This window comes from Parabacteroides sp. ZJ-118, from assembly GCF_011038785.1.
Classification (GTDB): Bacteria; Bacteroidota; Bacteroidia; order Bacteroidales; family Tannerellaceae; genus Parabacteroides.
The window spans coordinates 33607-55453 of record NZ_JAAKDT010000002.1; the positions used below are offsets into that span (position 1 = coordinate 33607).

At 49.7% G+C, this 21847-nt stretch carries 17 protein-coding genes and 1 tRNA gene; 4 read left to right on the top strand and 14 right to left on the bottom strand.

All coding sequences use genetic code 11. From position 1 onward, the window contains the following. Positions 1–103 precede the first annotated feature (103 nt). Together G7Y39_RS01080 and G7Y39_RS01085 are read right to left on the bottom strand one after the other, a co-directional pair. The gene (locus G7Y39_RS01080; protein ID WP_165154221.1) at positions 104–2569 is read right to left on the bottom strand and encodes a bifunctional UDP-N-acetylmuramoyl-tripeptide:D-alanyl-D-alanine ligase/alanine racemase; all 2466 of its coding nucleotides are present in this window, start codon (positions 2567–2569) and stop codon (positions 104–106) included. A 4-nt stretch (positions 2570–2573) separates the two neighbouring features. Further along, positions 2574–3560, bottom strand: coding sequence for a GSCFA domain-containing protein (locus G7Y39_RS01085; RefSeq protein WP_165154223.1), 987 nt, complete (start codon positions 3558–3560; stop codon positions 2574–2576). Between the two features lie 228 nt (positions 3561–3788). Here G7Y39_RS01085 and murF point away from each other — a divergent pair, with 228 nt between their 5' ends. Together murF and G7Y39_RS01095 are read left to right on the top strand one after the other, a co-directional pair. Continuing rightward, a complete protein-coding gene (gene murF / locus G7Y39_RS01090) occupies positions 3789–5072 on the top strand; it encodes a UDP-N-acetylmuramoyl-tripeptide--D-alanyl-D-alanine ligase (RefSeq protein ID WP_165154225.1) in 1284 nt (427 codons plus the stop codon). 133 nt (positions 5073–5205) lie between these two features. Beyond that, entirely contained in the window at positions 5206–6102 is an 897-nt protein-coding gene (locus G7Y39_RS01095) for a PfkB family carbohydrate kinase (RefSeq protein WP_165154227.1), read from the top strand. A 55-nt stretch (positions 6103–6157) separates the two neighbouring features. Here G7Y39_RS01095 and G7Y39_RS01100 read toward each other — a convergent pair whose 3' ends face one another. From G7Y39_RS01100 to G7Y39_RS01115, 4 genes are all read right to left on the bottom strand, one after another. Beyond that, positions 6158–7396 carry an MFS transporter gene (locus G7Y39_RS01100; RefSeq protein ID WP_165154229.1) on the bottom strand — a complete coding sequence of 413 codons (1239 nt, stop codon included), beginning with the start codon at positions 7394–7396 and terminating at the stop codon, positions 6158–6160. Positions 7397–7619: 223 nt separating this feature from the next. After that, positions 7620–9017, bottom strand: coding sequence for an ATP-binding protein (locus G7Y39_RS01105; RefSeq protein WP_165154231.1), 1398 nt, complete (start codon positions 9015–9017; stop codon positions 7620–7622). Between the two features lie 717 nt (positions 9018–9734). Further along, positions 9735–9810: transfer RNA gene (locus tag G7Y39_RS01110), tRNA-Lys, on the bottom strand. A gap of 96 nt (positions 9811–9906) precedes the next feature. Further along, entirely contained in the window at positions 9907–11037 is a 1131-nt protein-coding gene (locus G7Y39_RS01115) for an AI-2E family transporter (protein WP_165154233.1), read from the bottom strand. Positions 11038–11096: 59 nt separating this feature from the next. On the opposite strand from G7Y39_RS01115, the gene dacB reads away from it, so the two are divergent. Continuing rightward, entirely contained in the window at positions 11097–12554 is a 1458-nt protein-coding gene (gene dacB, locus G7Y39_RS01120; RefSeq protein WP_165154235.1) for a D-alanyl-D-alanine carboxypeptidase/D-alanyl-D-alanine-endopeptidase, read from the top strand. A 7-nt stretch (positions 12555–12561) separates the two neighbouring features. On the opposite strand, the gene G7Y39_RS01125 is transcribed toward dacB, so the two are convergent. From G7Y39_RS01125 to G7Y39_RS01160, 8 genes are all read right to left on the bottom strand, one after another. After that, positions 12562–13317, bottom strand: coding sequence for a LytTR family DNA-binding domain-containing protein (locus G7Y39_RS01125; RefSeq protein ID WP_165154237.1), 756 nt, complete (start codon positions 13315–13317; stop codon positions 12562–12564). Then, the gene (locus G7Y39_RS01130; RefSeq protein WP_165154239.1) at positions 13314–14381 is read right to left on the bottom strand and encodes a sensor histidine kinase; all 1068 of its coding nucleotides are present in this window, start codon (positions 14379–14381) and stop codon (positions 13314–13316) included. Before G7Y39_RS01130 ends, G7Y39_RS01125 begins: the two co-directional genes overlap by 4 nt. Before the next feature lie 172 nt (positions 14382–14553). Next, positions 14554–15105 carry a chromate transporter gene (locus G7Y39_RS01135; RefSeq protein ID WP_165154241.1) on the bottom strand — a complete coding sequence of 184 codons (552 nt, stop codon included), beginning with the start codon at positions 15103–15105 and terminating at the stop codon, positions 14554–14556. A 1-nt stretch (position 15106) separates the two neighbouring features. After that, positions 15107–15634 carry a chromate transporter gene (locus G7Y39_RS01140; RefSeq protein ID WP_165154243.1) on the bottom strand — a complete coding sequence of 176 codons (528 nt, stop codon included), beginning with the start codon at positions 15632–15634 and terminating at the stop codon, positions 15107–15109. Between the two features lie 21 nt (positions 15635–15655). Further along, positions 15656–17245, bottom strand: a complete 1590-nt coding sequence (locus tag G7Y39_RS01145; RefSeq protein WP_165154461.1) for a S41 family peptidase — start codon at positions 17243–17245, stop codon at positions 15656–15658. A 23-nt stretch (positions 17246–17268) separates the two neighbouring features. Beyond that, positions 17269–17742, bottom strand: a complete 474-nt coding sequence (coaD, locus tag G7Y39_RS01150) for a pantetheine-phosphate adenylyltransferase (RefSeq protein ID WP_165154463.1) — start codon at positions 17740–17742, stop codon at positions 17269–17271. Then, positions 17729–19594: a DNA topoisomerase IV subunit B gene (locus G7Y39_RS01155; protein ID WP_165154245.1), complete on the bottom strand. Its 1866-nt coding sequence runs from the start codon at positions 19592–19594 to the stop codon at positions 17729–17731. Before G7Y39_RS01155 ends, coaD begins: the two co-directional genes overlap by 14 nt. Before the next feature lie 5 nt (positions 19595–19599). After that, positions 19600–20727, bottom strand: coding sequence for a hypothetical protein (locus G7Y39_RS01160; protein WP_165154247.1), 1128 nt, complete (start codon positions 20725–20727; stop codon positions 19600–19602). Positions 20728–20864: 137 nt separating this feature from the next. Here G7Y39_RS01160 and G7Y39_RS01165 point away from each other — a divergent pair, with 137 nt between their 5' ends. After that, positions 20865–21773: an SMP-30/gluconolactonase/LRE family protein gene (locus G7Y39_RS01165; RefSeq protein ID WP_165154465.1), complete on the top strand. Its 909-nt coding sequence runs from the start codon at positions 20865–20867 to the stop codon at positions 21771–21773. The last annotated feature ends 74 nt before the right edge of the window (positions 21774–21847 follow it).

Consider the following 21847-nt stretch of genomic DNA (forward strand, 5'->3'; position numbering starts at 1 on the left):
ATCTCCCTCCGATACATCAACGCACAGGAGGGAGCATCATCTTGGTAAAACACACGGTTGAGAAGGGGCCCAACAACCCCCTCTCGGGTATAGGGTTATCGTTTTATTCCCGGAAATAAACCCGCTTTACCCGGGGCGAGATAGCGGTCAGGATCTCGTAAGGGATGGTCCCCAGTTTGTCCGATAGCTCGCTCACCGGCAGCCCCTCGCCGAAGATGATCGCGGAGTCGCCCTCCTGCGCCGGAATGTCGGTGACGTCGATCATGCAGGCGTCCATGCAGATGTTGCCGATGATCGGGCAGCGTTGCCCCCGGATCAGGACCTCCCCGCCTCCGTTGCCGAGGTGGCGATCCAGCCCGTCGGCGTATCCGATCGGGAGGATGGCGATCCGGGAATCGCGCTTCACGGAGCTCGTGCGGCTGTAGCCGATCGAGTCGCCCGCGGGTACCTCCTGGATCTGCAAGATCGTCGTCTTCAGCGTGCTGACGTTTCGCAGGCCTCCCTGCCCGGAGGGGCTTACCCCGTACAGGCCGATGCCCAGACGCACCATGTCCATCTGGTAAGCGGGGAAACGCTCGATGCCGGCGGAGTTCAGGATATGCTTGATCACCGGGTAACCCAGCCCCTCCTCCAGCTCCCTCGCGGCCCGGGTGAACCGCTCCAGCTGCCGGTGGGTGAAATCGTCGAAAAGGGGCGAGTCGCTGCCGGCCAGGTGCGAGAAGGTCGAGCGGGCGACAACCCCGGATCGCGCCCGCAGGCGCTCGCAGATCGCCGGGACATCCTCCGGCTGGAACCCCAGGCGGTGCATGCCGGTATCGATCTTGATATGGACGGGGTAGGCGGGGATGCCTCTGCGCTCGGTCTCGCGGATCAGGGCGTCGAGCAGGCGGAAGCTATAGACCTCCGGCTCCAGGTGGTTCTCGAACAAGACGTTGAAACCGCTGAATTCCGGGTTCATGACGATGATCGGGATCGAGATGCCCTCCTTGCGCAATTCGGCTCCCTCGTCGGCTACCGCCACGGCCAGGTAGTCGCAGCGATGCTCCTGGAGGGTCTTCGCCAGCTCGTAGGAGCCGGCCCCGTAGCCGAACGCCTTTACCATGCAGACCATCTGGGTCTCCGGCCTCAGCTTGGCGCGGTACTGGTTGAAGTTGTGTACGACCGCGTCCAGGTTCACCTCCAGGATCGTCTCGTGCACCTTCTTCTCCAGCAGCTCGGAGATCCGCTCGAAATGGAAATGGCGGGAGCCTTTGATCAGGATCAGCTCATCCTTGAACCGGCGGAAGGAGGGCGACTGGATGAATGCCTCGGTGGTGGTGTAGAACTCCTTCTCGATCTCGAAGGCGGAGGCGTATTCCTTCAGGTCGCGGCCGATGCCGATGATCCGGTCGACCCGCTTGCGGCGGACCAGGTCCGCGACCTTCTTGTAGAGTGACTTGGGCAGGGTCCCCGATTGCAGGATGTCGGAGAGGATCAACGTGCTCTTCAACGGTTTGCCTACCCGGCGGCTTTGCTGGAAGTCGAGCGCGATGTCCAGGGAATTGATATCCGAGTTGTAGGTGTCGTTGATCAGCAGGCAGTTGTTGATCCCCTGCTTGACCTCCAGCCGCATGGCCACCGGCTCGAGGCGCGCGAATTTCTCCACGTCGTTTACGCTGGTGGGTTTCAGGTAGAGCATGACCGCCATGCAATGGATCACATTCTCGATGGAGGCGTCGTCGGTGAAGGGGATGGTGACGACCCGCCGGAAGCCCAGCAGCGTACAGTGAATGACCGTCGTCAGCTCCCGCTTCTCGATCGAATCGATGAACAGCGGGGCCTCGGAGTCGGTGCGGCTCCACGCGATCGCTTTGTGGGAGAGGCAGGCCGACTCGATGCAATTGGCGATAAACAGGTCGTCCCCGTCGTAGATGATGGCCTCGCAATCGGTGAAGAGCGTCAGCTTCTCCATGCACTTCTGGTTGGAGGAGAGGAAATTCTCCTGATGCGCCTCCCCGATATTCGTGATGATGCCGATCGTGGGGGCGATGATGGGCTGCAGGCGTTCCATCTCGTCCGGTTGCGAGATACCGGCCTCGAAGATGCCGAGCGTGTTCTTCTCGCTCATTTGCCATACCGAGAGCGGGACCCCCAGCTGGGAGTTGTAGCTCCGGGGCGAGCGTACGATGTCGAACTCGTTATGCAGCAGTTGATAGAGGAATTCCTTCACGATCGTCTTCCCGTTGCTGCCGGTGATGCCGATCACGGGGATGTTGAATCGCCTCCTGTGGTGGGCGGCCAGCTTTTGCAAGGCGCGTAACGTATCTTTTACCACCAGGAAATTCGCGTCGTCCATACGCGCGGACTCCGGCGGCAGATCGCTGACCACGAAGTTGCGCACGCGGAGTTTGTAGAGCTCCCGGATGTATCTATGTCCGTCGTTTGTCCGGGTTCTCAAGGCGAAGAAGAGGCTCTGCTCCGGGAAGGAGAGGCGACGGCTGTCGGTCAACAGGTGGCCGATCTTGTCGTCGTGCAATTGGTCCGTTTTAGCGCCGATGATCCGGGCTATTTCTTTAATTGCGTATTCCATTCTTTTATTCCAGTTTAGACTTTACTATTTCGATCTCTTTTCCGAGATCAAAGGAAGGCATTTTCCCGCTAATTCGCTCCATCTTTAACAAAGTTTGAAGCATGAACCGCTTGTAGGCCTCGCTACCCGGCTGAAAGGGCTTGTGGTGGATCGCTTTTTGGATGTCGCCCCATTCCTTGAGGATCGCCAAGGTCTCCGCGGACAGGAAATTCCCGGTAAAACGTTGCCAGATAAAGTCGATGGCCAATGGGGAGGGGTGGAGCATATCGTCCGCGTAGAAGCGATAATCCCGCAGCTCGTCCATAAGGATCTCATAAGCGGGGAAGTAGTCGATCCGGTCGGGAGCCTCTTTCCGCAAGGCGTCCGCGGCGAGCAACAAGGTGGCCTTGCTGAGCTGGTTCTCGTGCGCCCCGTCTTTCCAGTGGCGGATCGGGCTTACGGTAAACAGGATCTTCAAGGCGGGACGTTGTTCCCAGAGGGCTTGTAACAGGGCTTCCCACTCCGCGACGATCTCCCGCACGGAGAGGCGCCGCCGATCGAACTGCTTTTCCGGCAGCTTATGGCAATTCGACACGATTCGCCCGTCGCTCTTGAGGCGGTAGACGAAAGCAGTCCCCCACGTGATCACCAACCGGGTCGCTTTCCGCAGGAAATCGGCGGATTGGGATAGGCGGCTGTTTATCTGCTCCAGGCATTCCTCCTCCGAGGGAGCGGAGAAACGGCTATGATGGGCGAAACTGTGGTATACGCCCTCATGCCGGAACAGGTCGCCGGGCGTGAAACGCTCCGGGCGGAGCAGCCTCCGCAATCCCTCCGCCACGGAAGCCGGGTTATAGAGGGTCCCGAATGGGTTTACATCTACGGCGAACTTATTCTCCTCCAGCTTCCGCCCGATATTCTCGGCGAAGCAGGAACCCACCATCACGACCCGGTCCTCGTACGAGAAAGAGAACCGCGCTTTCGGCAACAAGATTCGAGTATAAAGTTCCATATTCGTCGTGCAGGTCGGCGGCATCGCTGCCGCTCGCTCCGATAAAGTCATTCATCAGCGCGAAGATAGCTTTTCTTCCGTTATCCTCATACCTGAGGCCGGAAATCCGATACCCCTGACGCAAGCCCAACGGCGGTGGATTGAACCGTCGCGGATTTGAGGATTCTTTATTTAATTGCTACATTTGCCCCGGATTAGAAAGGAATAACTATTTAACGCGATACCGTCATGCGTATGATCGATCTCTATGATTTATTTGTACATAACCCCCGGATAACGACAGATAGCCGGAACTGTCCGAAGGGTTCTATCTTCTTCGCCTTAAAAGGTGATACATTCGATGGAAATCAATATGCCGGGAAGGCCTTGGCATCGGGCTGTGTCTGTGCCGTCATAGACAATCCCGATTATTATAGCGGTGAACGCACCATTCTTGTTGATAACGTACTGAAGACCCTGCAACAATTGGCGCGCCATCACCGTAAGGTATTGGGCTTGCCGATCATCGGCATCACCGGCACGAATGGCAAGACCACGACCAAAGAGTTATTGGCGGCCGTGCTCTCCGCGAAATTCAATCTGCTATACACCGAGGGAAATCTCAACAATCACATTGGCGTTCCCCTGACCTTGCTCCGGTTGACTCATGCCCATGAGATGGCGGTTATCGAGATGGGCGCCAGCCACCCCGGAGATATCAAGGAATTAGTCGATATCGTTCTTCCGAATTACGGTATCATCACGAACGTGGGTCGTGCCCATCTGGAAGGTTTCGGCTCTTTCGAGGGCGTGATCCGGACGAAAGGGGAGTTATATGATTATATCCGTCGTTCCAAAGGCAAGCTATTTATCAAGAAAGAGAACGAATACCTTCAGTCTATCGCCAAGGGCATCGAACAAGTCACCTATGGAAACGGGGATGATGCTTTCGCTTCCGGGCAGGTGGTCCGTTGCGATCCTTTCTTGGTGTTCAACTGGAGGCAACAAGGAGAGTCGCATACCGTCGAGACACAGATGATCGGCAGTTACAACCTGGATAACGTATTGGCTGCCGTTGCCGTGGGCCGCTTCTTCAAGATCCCGGCGGCGCGTATCAGCCGTGCCATCGCCGCTTACAGGCCTGCCAATAGCCGTTCCCAGCTCAAGAAAACCGATAACAACGAATTGATTATCGATGCCTACAACGCGAATCCGAGTAGCATGAAAGTGGCGCTGGACAATTTCATTGCCCTGTCCGTACAGCCCAAGGCGATTATCCTCGGGGATATGCGCGAGCTTGGACCAACCAGCGACGAATTACACGCGGAGGTTGTCGAGCAGATCAAGAGAGGCCAATTCGACAAGGTCTTCCTCTGCGGAGCGCATTTCTCCAAGGTAGGCAAAGCGTTCTCTCCCTTCGCTACCACGGAGGCGATGGTGGAAGAGCTCCGGAAGCAGCCGTTAAAGGGCTATCATATCCTGATCAAAGGCTCTCATAGCATGGGGCTGGAGAAAGTGGCGGATATCCTATGAGAGTTATCACCGGACAAGGCGGTTCTCAACATCTACGCCTCGTTTACGCTTTTATTGGTCAAAATAACGACTATCCTATGTACTTGAACGCTTTTTTCATAAATTTGTCGCCCTGTAATAAACTGATTAAAAAATGAATACACACGAACTTTGCTGCGTAGGACACATCACCTTGGATAAGGTAGTGACACCTAAGAACACCGTCCATATGCCGGGAGGAACATCCTTCTATTTCTCGCACGCGATAAAACATTTCGACGATATTGACTATACACTGGTGACGGCCTTGGCCGAATCTGAGATGAAAACGGTGGAGCAACTACGAGCCGAAGGTATCGACGTTGCCGTGATGCCAAGTAAGCACACCGTTTATTTCGAGAATATCTATGGAGAGAACCAAGATAACCGTACGCAACGCGTATTGGCGAAGGCTGATCCTTTCACCGCGGAATATCTGGAGAACATCGACTCCAAGATCTTCCACTTAGGTAGTTTGCTTGCCGACGATTTCTCTTTGGAAGTGGTGAGATATTTGGCGGGAAAAGGCAAGGTATCCATTGACTCGCAAGGGTATCTGCGGGAAGTGAGAGACAAGGATGTATTTGCCGTGGATTGGCCGGAGAAAAAAGAAGTACTTCAATATGTGCATTTCCTCAAGGCTAACGAACATGAGATGGAGGTGTTAACCGGATATACCGATGCCGTGAACGCCGGAAAGGTGATCTACGATTGGGGCGTGAAAGAGGTATTGCTGACCTTCGGGAGCATGGGATCTATCATTTACGATGGTTCCACTTTCTATAAGATCCCCGCTTACATACCGAAGGAGGTCGTAAACGCTACCGGGGCGGGCGATACTTATATGGCCGGGTATCTCTATAAACGCGCAAAGGGCGCGCGCATAGAGGAAGCCGGACGTTTCGCGGCAGCTATGACAACCCTGAAGATCGAAGGCATAGGCCCGTTCAACGGCACCAAGGAAGATGTGTCGCGATGCTTAGAGACAGCGGGACAACGAATGCCTGAGTAACCTGAGCATTGAGCATCGAGAGCGCGAATAATTCTCAATGCTCAATGCCCTGTCTTTACTTATTCTTGAACGCTTTGCTGAATGTAGTCATTAGCAAGATACAAAGCCCTAACAGGCCGACCACCATATAAGCGTATTTCATATTGAAAGCCTGCGAGATCGCGCCGATCAACAAAGGCGCGATCAACGAGCCGATAAAACTGATACTGGAAAGGATTGTCAAGGCAATTCCCACCGGAGTTCTCGATTTAGCGCCCACCAAGCTATAAATAGTAGGCACCATACATGAAATACCCAAGCCTACCAACATGAAGCCTAAGGAATTCACGAGCACCTTTACCGTCATCGATTCGAACATCCCCCCCAACAAAGCCGAGGTAAAGAAACCGGCAAAAATAAAGAAACCCGCTAATTGCAACACCTTCTGCTTTCCTAAAACACTATAGGCAGAGTTCGTGAGGAAACGGCCTACCGTCATCATTATCATGAAGACCAGGAACCCAATCTGCAAGGACTTGGGAACCTGCAACACCGATTCGAAGTAAAGTCCGCTCCAATCAAACATCGCGCTTTCCACCACCAAGGCAAACAGCCCGACGATACCCAACTGGATTAACAACATTTCCGGCTTACGGATAAAACTCAACAAAGCCGGGGCCTCTTTCTTCTCCGCTTCCTTCCCCTCCTCCGGTGATTCAACCGCCACGTCCTCCTGCAAATACTTCCGGCTTATCAAGACGATCATCACGATCAATAAAGCGATCAACGTAAAATGCCAGAACGGGGTGACGCCGGATACGATCATGATAAACCCGATCAAAGCGCCTAAACAAGCCGCCAAACTCCAGCCTCCATGAAATGAGGCCATGATCGTACGTCCATAGAGTCGCTCGATACCAATTCCTTGCGTATTCAAGGATATATCGCAAAGATTCCAGAACACGCCAAAACAGAACAAATAAACACCCAGCAGATAAATATCATGTGCCGTGCCGATCGCGAATAAGGCCAAGGCATATCCCAGCACACTGGCTTGCGCCATAACACGACTCCCCAACTTCGACACCAAATAACCCGCTAACGGTATCGCCACAAACTTACCTACCGGGATCAAGAACAAGACCAAGCCCCAATAGAAAGCGTAATTCACCTCAAAAATATCCTTCACGTCCGGGATACGGCTAGCCCAACTAGAGAAACAAAGGCCTTGCGCTAAAAAGAAAGAAAGCATCGCATAACGAATCCGTTCTTTGGGAAAAGCGCTACTCAATGGAGTACTCATTTTTTCATTCATTATCAGTTAATTTTATTGTTATCATCTATTTAGGAAAGAGGCACGAATCCCACATCCCTCCGCGAAGCTATCAAATATATCCTAATCCCCTAAGTCTTGAAAGCAGAATTTATTTGGCAGATTCCTTAATGTCTCTTGACATGAGGCTGTTTGCCGACATGAACAGCGGAAGAGTACGGGTATTGCTCGGCTCAACGACCATGTTAGGCACAGGCGTAAATGCTCAGGAAAGATCTGGAAGCGGCAGATCCGGGAGTCTCCATACAGCATAAAGCGGTAGGATACCGATGGCACGCCTGATTGTTTGTCCTTTATCATCAGTGTCTGATACCTCCAGGAGGCCGAAATTTTCCAACGAACAGCGTATGCCGGCTGTAAGTCCTTTTTTATTCATGAAAAGCCTCAGGCTCTTCATCTTTCCGGATGTTCCCGCCTTAATCTCGATGGGTAGGCACCTTGCGTTCTTGGCTATAATGTATTCCACTTCAGACGTGGCGTTTCGCTCCAGATTCTCCCAATAAAACAAATCATATTTGCTCTGCGGATTGGAAGATTTCATAAGTTCGAGTCCTACCGTCAGTTCCGCCACTATACCTTTGTTCACAAGGTCTGGTGCTTCTCCGGCAAGTATGAGTCTTGTCAGCTCCCTGTCATCATCGTAGTTCATTGCCAGTACCCGAAGCAGCAGACCGGTGTCGAGATAATCATATCTGGTAAACTTGGGATTGACCTGCGCTCCCAAAGGAAGACCATTGGCCGCTGTCATCTGCACCGGAATGATTATCCCGGCGTCGCGTAGGAGCCTCAGAGCCTCCTTGACATCTTCAGTTTTGTATCCTCCGTCCACTCTGCTGTAGACAAACTTCTGACCCGACTGTCGAACTACTGCCGACAATGTATTGCGGAGCAGCTGCGGGTCAACTTTTTTTGAATATTTGGCGAAATCATCATAGTAGCTTTGCTGGATATCGTTCTGTTCGTCCTGGCAGGCTGAATAATCCTGAGTCTCAACCCATGCGGAAACACTGGCCGGCATACCTCCCACCATCAAAAACGACCGAAACTCCGAGACAAGACGTGAATGAAGACTTTCCTCCACAGGTTTGCTCCAATCAACGGTTGCAATTTCCTCTATCCACATATTTTTGCCCCTTGCCATCAGGAATTCCTTGAACGACATCGGATACATGAACACTGACCTGACACGCCCGACACCATATGAAGGCATCTCATTCAACGCAAACTCCAGAAGCGAGCCTGCCGCCACGACATGCAGCTCCGGGTAATTCTCTTTGAAAAACCACAGGCTCTTCAATGCCGCCGGACAATTCTGGATCTCATCAATGAACAGCAGGGTCTCTCCCGGGATCACCTGCACATTATGCACTGCTCCCAGACGCTGGCTGAGTTCCCTTACATCCGGGATTTCTTCAAAAAGTCTGCACAGATCCTTTTCCTCTTCAAGGTTGATTTCAAGATAGTGTCGGAATGTCTCTCCCAGATGCCTTATGGCCCAGGACTTGCCGACCTGTCTGGCTCCACGCACAATAAGGGGCTTACGGCGCGGCGATCCTTTCCATTTCAGGAGTTCTGCATCTATGTTTCTTGCAAGATATGCCATAGTCTATTTATTGTTTTGTATTGCAAAGATAATCAGTATTTTAGAAAAATCCAAAGGAATAAACCGCTAAATTCAGATAAAATCCAAAGGAATAACCCTATTATATCAGATAAAATCCAAAGGAATCATTATCGTTGGTACTGTCAAATAAAATTATTCCGCGTAAATGAAAAAACATCTGAAAAAACGTCTGAAAGGAGGGAATGCCAATGTACGTTCATTCGTAAACGACTATATACCAGTGCTTCCAAACAGTTATGAAAGGATGAACGGAAAGTTCTGAAAGCACATTCATGTAGCTATTTTTGTATAAAAGTATGAACGGTAAGGCATGAAAGGACGGTTGTTCCATCCATGCAGTTTGGCCTCCGGGAATGCCACACCTTAGCCCTCTCCAAGTGTGGTATTTTTCCCTGCGAAGTGTGGTATTTTTCCTTGCGAAGTGTGGCGTTTCACCTTGCGAAGTGTGGTATTGGAATCGGTTTCTCCGGCACATCCGCGCCCTTACATTTGGCTTTGTCCGAGTGCAGTGTCTCGAGACCTTGACTCCGGGAGCAGCAGGTACGACAACCGGGCGTATGCGGAAGATTAGAATCAAGGTGCTATTGAAGGTTAGTTTATGCCACGGACTTTTGCGGGTGTCCCCACAAACGGGGCAAACGGTAGTGTCTATAAAGAAAAAAGCGGATATCTGAATTAGATAACCGCTTGGTTCCTTGGTGATCCGCCTGGGGCTCGAACCCAGGACCCCAACATTAAAAGTGTTGTGCTCTACCTGCTGAGCTAGCGAATCATCCTGTGCGTTACTTCCGTAATGCGGGTGCAAAGGTGGGATTATTTTTTTAAATCCGCAATAGATAGGGCTATTTTTTTGCGTTTATACCTGAATTTATTTTCCTCGCTTAGGTTGATGAGCAAGGTTCCCGGGATCTAACTCATTATCTCCACGCAAGATAAAGCGCTTGTAGTAGGATAAGCACAATGTTGTCAATGGAAGGGCTATTATTAAGCCTATAAACCCTAGGATCGTTCCCCAGATGGATAATGAGAGTAAGATGATGGCGGGATTCAATCCCATTGCCTTACCCATTATGCGGGGGGTAAGGTATAAATCTTGTATACATTGTACGATACCTAAGACTAAAATAGCCATACCAAAGATCAACCAGAAGTTCTCGCCAGTCTCGGCCGAACGCAATAAGCTCAATAGAATCATCGGGACGATACCGATCGCCTGCATATAGGGAATTAAGTTCAGTACGCCGATAAACAAACCCAGCGTGACCGCCAACGGGAAATCAATGATCTTAAAACCGATCGCGAGCAGAACCCCTACGGAGAGAGCGATCAACGATTGTCCGCGGAAATAACGGTTCATGCTATATTCCACATCCTCTGCCAAACCTTGGAGGAACGGGCGGTAACGCTCCGGTATCAAATTGATCCAACCATTCGCGATCTTCTCATAATCCAAAAGGATGAAAATAAAATAGAGCAAGATCACGAACACGATCGTGATACTGAATAGGATCGAGAAGGTGTTCGATAAGATGGACCACAACTGGGGCGCTATCTGCTTCACCGCTTTCAACAAGTTCTCCTTACTCAATAACTCCATGATCTGCGCGAAGTTTACATTACTTTCCAGACTTTCCATCCATGAACGCGGGATCAAAGGGACATGGCCTTCACCGGGATCATGTGTACGGATTAGTTCCAGCGTCTTATCCGCCTCTGCGGCTATGGAAGGTACGACCATGACAACCAGTAGCGTTATCAATAGCCCTAAAGTCACCAATACCGCCATGATCGATAGGATACGGCTCTTGAAACGTAATTTATATTGGAAGAACTTTACGAACGGTTGCATCATATAAGCCAGTAACCAAGCGATCAGGAAAGGTAACAGTGCGTTTCGTAATAAGGCTATCAAATAAATAATTCCTGAGATGACCAGTATACCGAACACTATGCGTATTACACGGTCAAACGTAAAAGGCTTGTCAAACAATGGATTCATATTATTTTTTATATCTTTGCTCGCGACAAAGATAGAATAAAGTAGAATACATAAATACCATGATACGTAAAATATCCTTTTTCTTCCTCATTTCTTGCCTATGCTTTTCAATAGGAGCGCAGACTCCGCAACCCATCAAGCAATTCCTGCGCAAGCCTTATATGGAAGGAGCTTCATTTTCCTTGATCGTGAAAGAGGTTAACAGTGGCGAGACGCTCTTCGCTTACGATACAACCCGACAATTGACCCCGGCCTCGGTCATGAAAACGATTACGACCGCTACCGCATTGGAGCTGCTGGGCGAGGATTATCGCTTTCCCACGACATTAGAATACGACGGTTCCATCGAGAATGGCTTGTTGAAAGGGAATCTATATATCAAGGGAAGCGGCGATCCCAGCCTTGGCTCAGCGCATTTTGCCCCGGATCATAAGCGGTTCCTACAGGAATGGATCTCCGCCTTGAGAAAGGTGGGTATCCATAAAATACAAGGTGCCGTAATCGCGGATGAAAGTATATTCGACACGGAAGGTACTTCCCTTAAATGGGTTGGCGAAGATATGGGTAGTTATTATGGCGCCGGGAGCTATGGGCTTTGTGTATTTGACAATCTTTATAAATTAGGATTGCAAACCGGAGTCCCCGGAACCCGCCCGAGGTTGAAAGGAACCGAACCGGAATTACCCGGCATCCATTTCCATAATTACTTAACGGCCCAGCAAGTATCCTCGGATAGTTCTTTTATCGTAGGGGCGCCATTTGCCACGGACCGTTACTTATATGGTATTGTCCCCGCTAACCGTGAATGGTATCCGCTCAAAGGAGATATTCCCGACCCGGCTCTTTTCCTGGCGGATTATCTCACTAGGCAATTGGAGCATGAGGGGATCTCGGTCGGCGAATCACCCTCTTGTTTCCGTATCTTGCGGGAGGCCGGCAGGTGGCAATCCGGGAAACGGACCGAGATTGTTACCACTTACTCCCCGACCCTTCGGGAAATCGTGGAAGTAACCAACCGTGTCAGCCATAATTTATTCGCCGATGCCTTGATCAAGACGATCGGCCTGCGCTATACTCCCCGTAAAGGAGAGGTTCTGTCTTCTTTTAACCGGGGTATCCAACTGCTTCGGGAATATTGGCAAGAGAAAGGTCTCGATCTCTCCTGTGTCTGGATGTACGATGGTAGCGGACTTGCGGTTACCAACAAGTTATCAACAGCCTTTGTGGTTGATTTATTGATTTATATGAAAACCCGTTCACAACAGTACACAGCCTTCTACGAGTCATTGCCCGTAGCGGGTGTGGAAGGCTCGGTGAGGAATTTCTTAAAAGGCTCCTCCCTCCAAGGAAAAGCCCGTCTTAAAAGCGGAAGCATGAGCCGGGTAAAAGGATATGCGGGATATATAAACAAAGGCGATAAGCAATACGCCATCGCCCTATTCGTAAACAATTATGCCTGCGACGGACGTCCCATGACCGTAGCGATAGAGAGATTATTGCTTCAGTTGCTCAACTAGCCAGCGGTTATCTCGGTAGAATCGATCTACGCTCTATTATCTCTAGGAAGTGCTGTTTATAATTGTCGGAGATCGGGATATATTCCTTCCCAAAGACAATCCGGTTCCGCTCGATCACCTTGATCTTCTCCGGCTGGACGATGAAAGAGCGATGGACCCGCACAAAACGATCCGAAGGTAACATATCCTCCAAGCTTTTCATGCTCATCAACGAAAGGACCGGCCGGGGCTCATCCTCCACGAATATCTTCACGTAATCCCTTAATCCCTCAATATATAATATCTTTCGCAACTCTATTTGCAACAGTTTATACTCACTCTTGACGAAAATGCTCTCCCTCTCTCCCTTCTCCGCGATTGGCTCGGATTCTTCCTTCTCTTCCGAAGACTCCGATTTACGGAGCAACTCATACCATCGCAACGCTTTATTCGCCGAGGCAAGGAAGTCCGGATAGCTGATTGGCTTCAGCAAATAATCCAACGCATTTACCCGGTAACTATCCACGGCATATTGATCGAAAGCCGTCGTAAAGATGATACGGGTATCGCCGTTCAAGATACGGGAGAACTCTAATCCACTCAACCCCGGCATCTGGATATCCAGGAAGAGCAGATCCACCGGCCGATCCCGTAAGTCGGAAAGAGCGTCCAAAGCGCTATTATAAGTCCCCTGTAAATCCAGAAACGGCGTTTTCAAGACGTAGCTTTCCAGCAAGCTAACCGCTAAAGGTTCATCGTCAATAATAGCGCAAATCAATTTCATATCTCAGTCTCGTTTATGGTAATTGATAGATAAGAACGATAGCTATCCCCCTCCCGACCGCATTGGAACGAGAAATGTCCCGGATAGAGCAAACCCAAGCGTTTCTCCAGGTTCACCAGCCCGATACCGGAACCGCTTTTATCTTGGTCCGGGCTTTTCGGGAAGTAGCTGTTCAAAATAGCACAAACCACCTCCGCCCCCTCCTGATGGATATCCAAACAGATGAAAGAGGGCTTATTATTGCTTATCCCATGCTTAAACGCGTTTTCGATCAAGGAGATAAACAGCAGAGGTGCGATCAAGGTTCCCGGGGAGGAAGCGACGATACTCGTTTTCAACTCCACATGTTTGGGCAGGCGTATACGGATCAGCTCCACATAATTACGAAGAAAGTCGAAATCCTTCTCCAAGGGGACAAAGGGCTGGCTACTCTCATACAATACATAGCGAAGCAAGCGGCTCAAATCGTGCACCGCCTCCTGCGCCTTCTCCGGGCTGAACGCTATCAAGCTATAGATATTATTCAATGTGTTAAACAGAAAATGCGGGTTAAGCTGGCTTTTCAGGTTCTGCAATTCCGCCTCGGCACGCTCTTTTTCCAGCTCCCGCTGGATAGCCGCCACCCGGTACCATCCATTCGTCATCTTGATCGCCACGCTAAGGCCGGCTATCAAGGAGTAGATAACGGCGTTGACGACAAAGAACCCCACCATCTTGTTCAACGGGCGGGGCGGACGAGCCGGATAATACATCTCCGGAGGGTAGGAATAGCGCATGCAGAAATGCACGAACAACATCGTACCCCCGATAAGCAATAGGTTGATCAACAGGAAACGCCCTGTCCGGCGGTTGAACAAATACCGCCTCACTAGCCACCCGTAATTCAGGTAGAAGACGAGCATGAAGGAAAGCGGCACGATGATGCTCCACAGATACCCCTCGAACGTGACCTGCGACTCCCTCCCGGTGAAGAAGAAAGGGGAGCAGAACAAGATCGCCCACCCCGAGATATGTATCAACTTCCCCAGCCCCTTGATAGGGGGAGATTGTGGTGTGTCATCCATATTATTATCCTCTTAATTAGTACCTCGCGAATATAAGCAAATCCCGGGGTAACGCAAGCGGGAGCATCGCCAATTCGATCTTCTCGGTTATATCGAGTTCCTGTTATTTATCAGTCCTTACGGGCTTACTCCTGTTGCTTGATCGGCTGTACACGTTACCCCTACCCAAAAATTACCAATACAAAACGACCCCGGCGATACCAGCTAAAATGATCATTAAGATAGGATGTATCTTGAATTTCCAAGTCAGGATGAAGGCGGTGGCAAAGATCAAGAGACTCTTGCAGTCAATAAAGTTCTCCTTGTTCATCAGTAGCAAGGCGGCGGCGGCGATCAGTCCCACCGTAGCCGGGCGCAATCCAAGGAAAGCCGCCTCTACATATTTATTATTCCGGAACTTAGCGAAAAAGTAAGAGATCAGAAAGACCAATAAGAAAGAGGGCAGACAGACAGCGGATGTTGTCAGGCAAGACCCTAGGATACTTATCGTCTCCGAATACCCTGCGTTATGCACCGCCGCATATCCTATATAGGTGGCGCTATTGATACCGATCGGTCCGGGTGTCATCTGAGAGATAGCGACAATATCGGTAAACTCCTGCAAGGAGATCCAACCGTAACGATCCACCACGTCGGCCTGTATCAAGGATAACATCGCATACCCGCCACCAAAGCCCAATATGCCGATCTTCAGATATACACATAATAGTTGCAACCAAATCATATCAGCTCTTCTTATTTAAACCATACACCAAACCTCCGGCTATAGCCGCCAAAATAATCCAAGCGGGAGATACCCCACCCATCCAGATCAGCAATGCCGCCCCAACGGGTATGATCATTTGCGCGTAGCTCAACTTGATAGAACGTGCGGTCGTAAGGCAAGGCACGGCGATCAAGGCAACCACCGCTGGACGCAACCCCATAAACGCCTTCTCCACCCATACATTATCCTTAACCTGTGTAAAGAATAACGCGATCAAAAGCATGATTACAAAAGAGGGGAGAATCGTGCCCAAGGCACAAACAACACCACCCCATGTTTTTTTCAACTTATAACCCACAAAGATCGCTATATTCACGGCAAAAATACCCGGTAACGACTGGGCTACAGAGAAAACATCAATAAAGTCCTCTTTCGTCATCCACCCCCGGTCTACCACATCCCGTTGGATCAGCGGCAACATAGCGTATCCGCCTCCGATGGTGAACATACCGATCTTCACGAATGTCAGAAAAAGCGTCCAATACATACCCTTATCTGTCTACGTTGGCTAACGTCCTAAAAGCCTATTGTAAGTTTCTTTATCATTAATAATCTGAAGCGCTTTCCGGTAACTCGGATTATCATCATTGATAATCTGGAAGTACTGCGCCATATCATAGAGATCTCGTGCGATAAGCGCCTTGATCTGAAGCATGATCAACGGCTTCGAACGATTATAGGCCTCTTCCTCAAACTCAATCTTCTCGTCCCCGGCCATCTTCAGAAGCTCCTCCATGATATCTTCCCCAACCATGAAATCTCGTTTATACGGCTGGAACTTCGGATATTCAGCCATCATCTGGTTCCGATTACGATCCAGATAATTCATGGACACCCGATTGACCAAACCGGAAGCTACAAGTTTCCGGTGATAATCCGTATAGCGAGTCGTATCTACCGGGATGAACACGTCCGGCATAATACCTCCACCTCCGTATACGGTACGTTCGGTAACCAATGTATTATACTTCATTGAATCCGGGAAATGAATGCTATCGGCACTCATCAACTCACCCCGGTTATAACGGTCGATCAGGTCATGGTGGTATTCCTCGATCTTCCCGTTCTCGTAAGGCTTTTGTATACAACGTCCGGTGGGTGTATAGTAGCGGGAAACCGTCAAGCGGATCATGGAACCATCCGGCAGGGGAATCGGTTTCTGTACCAATCCTTTACCAAAGGTGCGGCGGCCTACGATCACGCCCCGGTCCCAATCTTGAACAGCGCCGGAGACGATCTCGCTGGCCGAAGCCGAGGACTCGTCCACCAACACGACCAAACGTCCCCCTTGGAATTGTCCGCGGGCGGTAGAGTTCGCTTCCTCACGAGGTTGCCTACTCCCTTTCGTATAAACGATCAACCGGTTTTTATCCAAGAACTCATCCGCCAGCTCTATGGCGATATTCAAATAGCCCCCGCCATTTCCCTGCAAATCCAGAATCAAGTTCTTCATGCCCTGTTTCCGGAGCTTCTCCAACGCTTCCCTGAACTCATCGGCGGAAGAAGCGGCGAAACGGTTCAGCTTGATATAACCGGTATTCTTATCCGCCATATATGCGGCATCCAGACTATACACGGGGATCTTACCGCGAACGATCTTGAAATCCATCAAATCCGGCGACTTGCCTCGTTTTACTTTCACACGCACCTCAGTACCTTTCGGTCCGCGTAGTTTTTTCATGATATCGGTAGTCTTCATCTTCACGCCGGCGATCAAGGTATCGTCTACTTGGATAATACGATCGCCCGCCATCAACCCCACCTTCTCAGAGGGACCTCCGGGGATCACCTGAATCACGTAAAGCGTATCCGTCAACATATTGAACTGTATACCGATACCATCAAAGTTGCCTTGTAAAGGCTCGGTCATCTCCCTCGTCTCCTCCGGGTCCATATAATTGGAATGAGGATCCAGCTTATCCAACATGCCGACTATAGCGTCCTCCACCAACTTCGTCTCGCTGGTAGAGTCGACATATAGGTTAGAGATAGCGAATAAAGCCAATTGGAGCTTCCGGGCATCCACGTTCGCTTTTTGCGCTGTCGCTCCGGTAAACACGCCTAAGACGATCAGCAGGGATAAGACGATTCTTTTCATCAGATATATTCGTTTCATAATTTTCAATACAATCTCGTCTCTTTAGGGACGAACTGGGAAATGTCTTTACCGTAACGTAACAACTCACGGACAATGCTTGAGCTGATATGCGTATGCTCCGGTTCCGTAAACAAGATAAAAGTCTCGATACCTGTCAATTTACGATTCACGTCCGCGATCGTCTTCTCGTATTCGAAATCATTGACCGTGCGGATCCCTCTCAAGATGAAGCCGGCTCCGACCTCCTTCGCGAAATCCACCGTCAATTGGTTATATGACATGACTTTCACCCTTGGGTTATCCTTGTATAGACTCCGGATCGCCTCCATCCGTCTCTCCAAGGAGAAATAGGTAAGCTTCTTATCGTTGATACCGATCGAGACCACGATCTCGTCCACCAGATCCAACCCACGCCTTACCAAGGATTCGTGCCCGATCGTAAAAGGATCGAAGGTGCCGGGGAAAAGCGCGATCCGTTTATTCTCAATTGATAACATCTTCTTCAACCACTAAGTTATCGATAATAAAGTTCTGCCGCTCCATGGTATTCTTTCCCATGTAGAACTCCAGCATCTCTTTCACGAGATCCTCTTTCTTCATCGTCACCGGATCCAGGCGTATATCCTTGCCGATAAAATGCTTGAACTCATCGGGTGAGATCTCTCCCAGACCTTTGAATCGGGTGATTTCCGGATTCTTCCCGGCAACGGCTATGGCCGCCAAACGTTCCTCCTCCGAATAACAATACCACGTTTTCTGCCGGTTACGTACCCGGAATAACGGAGTTTGCAAGATATAAACGTGGTTACGCTTGATCAAGTCGGGGAAGAATTGCAAGAAGAAAGTAATCAACAACAAACGGATATGCATCCCGTCCACGTCGGCATCTGTCGCGATAATCACCTTATTATACCGTAAGCCCTCTAAGCCATCCTCGATATTCAAGGCCGCTTGAAGCAAGTTAAACTCTTCGTTCTCGTAAACGATCTTCTTTGTCAGGCCGTAACTATTCAAAGGCTTGCCTCTCAAACTAAATACAGCTTGGTAATTGGGGTTACGGCTTTTCGTGATAGAACCGCTAGCCGAGTCACCCTCCGTGATAAAGATACTGCTTTCCTCTAGCAGATCCCCTTTCGAGTCGGTCAGGTGAATCCGGCAATCCCTTAGTTTCTTATTATGTAAATTCGCTTTCTTCGCACGCTCGCGAGCCAGCTTCGTAACACCGGCGATCGCCTTGCGCTCTTTCTCGGACTCCAAGATCTTCTTCAGCAGAAGCTCCGAAGTCTCCATATTTTTGTGCAAATAGTTATCCAGATCATTCTTGATGAAATCACCGATAAACTTTGCTACCGTAGGGCCGTCCGGTCCTATATCTTTCGAGCCGAGCTTGGTCTTTGTCTGACTCTCGAATACAGGCTCCTCCACTTTTATGCTGATGGCGGCCACGATACCCGCACGAATATCCGAATATTCGAAATTCTTATTGTAATATTCCTTGATGACACGGCCTATAGACTCCTTGAAAGCGGAAAGGTGCGTACCGCCTTGGGTGGTATGCTGGCCGTTCACGAACGAATAATATTCCTCTCCATATTGGTTGCTATGCGTGATAACCACCTCGATATCCTCCCCCCTCAGGTGGATAATCGGATAAAGGGGTTCGGTGGTCATATTCTCGTTCAACAAGTCCACCAGGCCGTTGCGAGAATAGAAACGCTTGCCGTTGTAAATAATGGAAAGTCCCGAGTTTAAAAAGACATAGTTCTTCAATAGCCCCTCGACAAACTCGTCCTTATAATGATAATCCTTAAAAATCTCCCGATCCGGGATAAAGAACACCCGCGTACCGTTTGCCTCTCCGGTAGGTTGGATATCCGACTCCTCGGTGACGATCGCCTTGCTGTATTCCACCCGCTTACACTCCCCGTCACGGAAACTGGTTATCAGGAAATAACTACTTAAGGCATTAACCGCCTTGATACCCACCCCATTCAAACCCACGGATTTCTTAAACGCCTTGCTATCGTATTTAGCGCCGGTATTCATCTTGCTAGACACATCCACGACTTTACCCAGAGGGACACCACGGCCATAATCCCGCACGGCTACCGTCCCTTCCTCGATAGTCACCTCGATACTCTTGCCGTACCCCATCATGTACTCGTCGATAGAGTTATCCAGCACCTCCTTCAACAACACATAGATGCCATCATCGGCATAGCTGCCGTCCCCCAGTTTCCCGATATACATACCGGGACGCCGGCGGATATGCTCCATCCAATCCAGTGTCTTGATGTCATCATCGTTATATTTTGTAGGCTGTTGTATCGTTGGATTCAGCTCATCCATATCTCCTATAACTTTTTAATATACGCTCTTCTTGATTTATGATGCTCTCGCTTGAAATAGTTCCATTGCGCTTGTACGGCGCTATTCGTCTCCAGTTCCGGGTTGCTCTCGGCATAAACGGCGCCGATACGCTTATAGACCGGAATCAAGTCATTAAATAATAAAGCGTTCACGCCTTTACTTTGATATTCCGGCAAGACTCCCGTCAAATACAGATCAATTACTTTCGGCTTACTTTTCAACGCTTTCAGCAAATGAATCCACCCGAAAGGTAACATACGCCCGCGAGCCTTTTGCAAGGCTCTCGACAGGTTGGGCAGGGAGATGCCAAAGCCAACCACCGCATTATCCTCTTCCCTTACGATCAGCGTTACCAGATCATAACGCAGCATAGGGATATACATGTGGATATAATAATCGATCTGCTTCTCGGTCAATCGCGCGAAACCATACAGGGGAGCGAAAGCCGCGTTCAATGTATGGAATACCGGACGGGCGTAAGGCATAATCTCCTTAGCGTTTTTGAACTTCAGCACCTTCAAGCCGTATTTCTTCTTCACGATCTCGCCGATACGCAAATGCTTCTCGGGAACGCCATCCGGTATATAGATCTTAAATTCATGCCAATCTTGATCTTTTCCGTATCCGATACGCTCCACTTGCTTGGGGTAATAGGGATAATTATAAATCGTAGCCATCGTGCCGATCTGATCGAAACCCTCGATCAGCATACCCTCGTGATCCATATCGGTAAAGCCCATCGGACCATGGATCTCCTCCATGCCTTGTTCGCGGGCCCATTTCTCGACAGCACCAAAAAGGGCATCAACCACCTCATCATCATCAATAAAATCAACGAAACCAAAGCGGGCACGTTTCTGTCCCCACGTCTCGTTACTCGGGCGATTCACCATACCGGCAATACGGCCTACCACCTTCCCGTCCTTATAGGCAAGGAAGTAAATAGCGTCGCACACCTCAAACGCCGGATTTCTCTTCTTATCCAGCGTCACCATCTCTTCCTCCATTAAACCCGGTACGTGGTAAGGATTACCCTTGTATAATTCGATATTGAACTTGACAAACTTTTTAAGCTCCTTCTTACTGGTAACTTCTCTTATCTCTACGCTCATCGGTAATTTATTTAAGCGACAAAGTTACTCAAATAATCTTTTATCATGGCATTATAAAACAAATTTATACCTTTGTAACCCCAGATTCATAGCATTCCATGAAAAAGATAGTTATTAAATTATTATTGGCATTTATCATGATTGAAGGTACCTCTTGCAAAAACGATCCTGTCATAATCCATCCTGACTTAGCGTTCCGGGCGGAAGCTACTACAGGGGAGGGATCGATTTGGCATCCCGATCGCAATACTCTTTTTTGGGTAGATATAGAAGGCAAAACGTTATATGAGTATATACCGGACTTACAGAATTGCCGTTCATGGCAATTCGACCGCATGGTCTCTACCATCGTGCCGGAGACGGACAGTACGGTAGTCGTCGCTTTACAAAACGAGATCATACGTGTAAATCTAACGGATGGGAACACGACATCTATCACCCCAATCCCGGACAATAATGGGAAGATTCGTTGCAACGATGGAAAATGCGACCCATCCGGACGCTTATGGATCGGGACCATGGGATTTGGTGCGCCCAAAGAGGCTGGCTGCCTTTATTGTGTATGGGCAGACGGAACCGTCGAGACAAAGTTGACAAAAGTCACGATCTCCAATGGAATCGTATGGTCCGCCAACAAGAAATACATGTATTACAACGACACGCCTACCCGTAAGATCATACGTTTTCGGTATGACGATAGTTCCGGGAGTATATTGTACGATGGTGTAGCCGTACATATACCCGAGGGCACCGGCTCCCCGGACGGAATGGCGATCGATTGCAACGACAATCTTTGGGTGGCTCAATGGGGAGGTGGCGGTGTTTATTGTTATAATCCCTATACCGGCGACCTGTTGGCGGAAATTGTCGTACCGGCTCCCCACGTAGCGTCATGCGCTTTTGGAGGGAATACGCTCGACACGCTTTATATAACGACCGCCCGTGCCGGATTGAGCGAGGAACAGCTTGAGGAATATCCACTAAGCGGTAGCGTATTTTGCTGCAAGCCCGGAGTAAAAGGGGTACCGGTGAATTGTTTCCATTAATAATCCGTATTTTGGATTATAAATTAACAGGATCGTAAACTTAATCTCAATTTAAATTGTTTACTTTGCAGGCA

What these genes read in the sequence shown, in the direction of transcription:
- G7Y39_RS01115 (WP_165154233.1), bottom strand. Translation starts at nt 11,037, where the DNA reads ATGAATCCATTGTTTGACAAGCCTTTTACGTTTGACCGTGTAATACGC.
- G7Y39_RS01155 (WP_165154245.1), bottom strand. Translation starts at nt 19,594, where the DNA reads ATGGATGAGCTGAATCCAACGATACAACAGCCTACAAAATATAACGAT.
- G7Y39_RS01140 (WP_165154243.1), bottom strand. Translation starts at nt 15,634, where the DNA reads ATGTATTGGACGCTTTTTCTGACATTCGTGAAGATCGGTATGTTCACC.
- G7Y39_RS01100 (WP_165154229.1), bottom strand. Translation starts at nt 7,396, where the DNA reads ATGAATGAAAAAATGAGTACTCCATTGAGTAGCGCTTTTCCCAAAGAA.
- G7Y39_RS01085 (WP_165154223.1), bottom strand. Translation starts at nt 3,560, where the DNA reads ATGGAACTTTATACTCGAATCTTGTTGCCGAAAGCGCGGTTCTCTTTC.
- G7Y39_RS01125 (WP_165154237.1), bottom strand. Translation starts at nt 13,317, where the DNA reads ATGAAATTGATTTGCGCTATTATTGACGATGAACCTTTAGCGGTTAGC.
- murF (WP_165154225.1), top strand. Translation starts at nt 3,789, where the DNA reads ATGCGTATGATCGATCTCTATGATTTATTTGTACATAACCCCCGGATA.
- G7Y39_RS01130 (WP_165154239.1), bottom strand. Translation starts at nt 14,381, where the DNA reads ATGGATGACACACCACAATCTCCCCCTATCAAGGGGCTGGGGAAGTTG.
- G7Y39_RS01145 (WP_165154461.1), bottom strand. Translation starts at nt 17,245, where the DNA reads ATGAAAAGAATCGTCTTATCCCTGCTGATCGTCTTAGGCGTGTTTACC.
- G7Y39_RS01105 (WP_165154231.1), bottom strand. Translation starts at nt 9,017, where the DNA reads ATGGCATATCTTGCAAGAAACATAGATGCAGAACTCCTGAAATGGAAA.
- G7Y39_RS01095 (WP_165154227.1), top strand. Translation starts at nt 5,206, where the DNA reads ATGAATACACACGAACTTTGCTGCGTAGGACACATCACCTTGGATAAG.
- G7Y39_RS01160 (WP_165154247.1), bottom strand. Translation starts at nt 20,727, where the DNA reads ATGAGCGTAGAGATAAGAGAAGTTACCAGTAAGAAGGAGCTTAAAAAG.
- G7Y39_RS01080 (WP_165154221.1), bottom strand. Translation starts at nt 2,569, where the DNA reads ATGGAATACGCAATTAAAGAAATAGCCCGGATCATCGGCGCTAAAACG.
- coaD (WP_165154463.1), bottom strand. Translation starts at nt 17,742, where the DNA reads ATGTTATCAATTGAGAATAAACGGATCGCGCTTTTCCCCGGCACCTTC.
- dacB (WP_165154235.1), top strand. Translation starts at nt 11,097, where the DNA reads ATGATACGTAAAATATCCTTTTTCTTCCTCATTTCTTGCCTATGCTTT.
- G7Y39_RS01165 (WP_165154465.1), top strand. Translation starts at nt 20,865, where the DNA reads ATGATTGAAGGTACCTCTTGCAAAAACGATCCTGTCATAATCCATCCT.
- G7Y39_RS01135 (WP_165154241.1), bottom strand. Translation starts at nt 15,105, where the DNA reads ATGATTTGGTTGCAACTATTATGTGTATATCTGAAGATCGGCATATTG.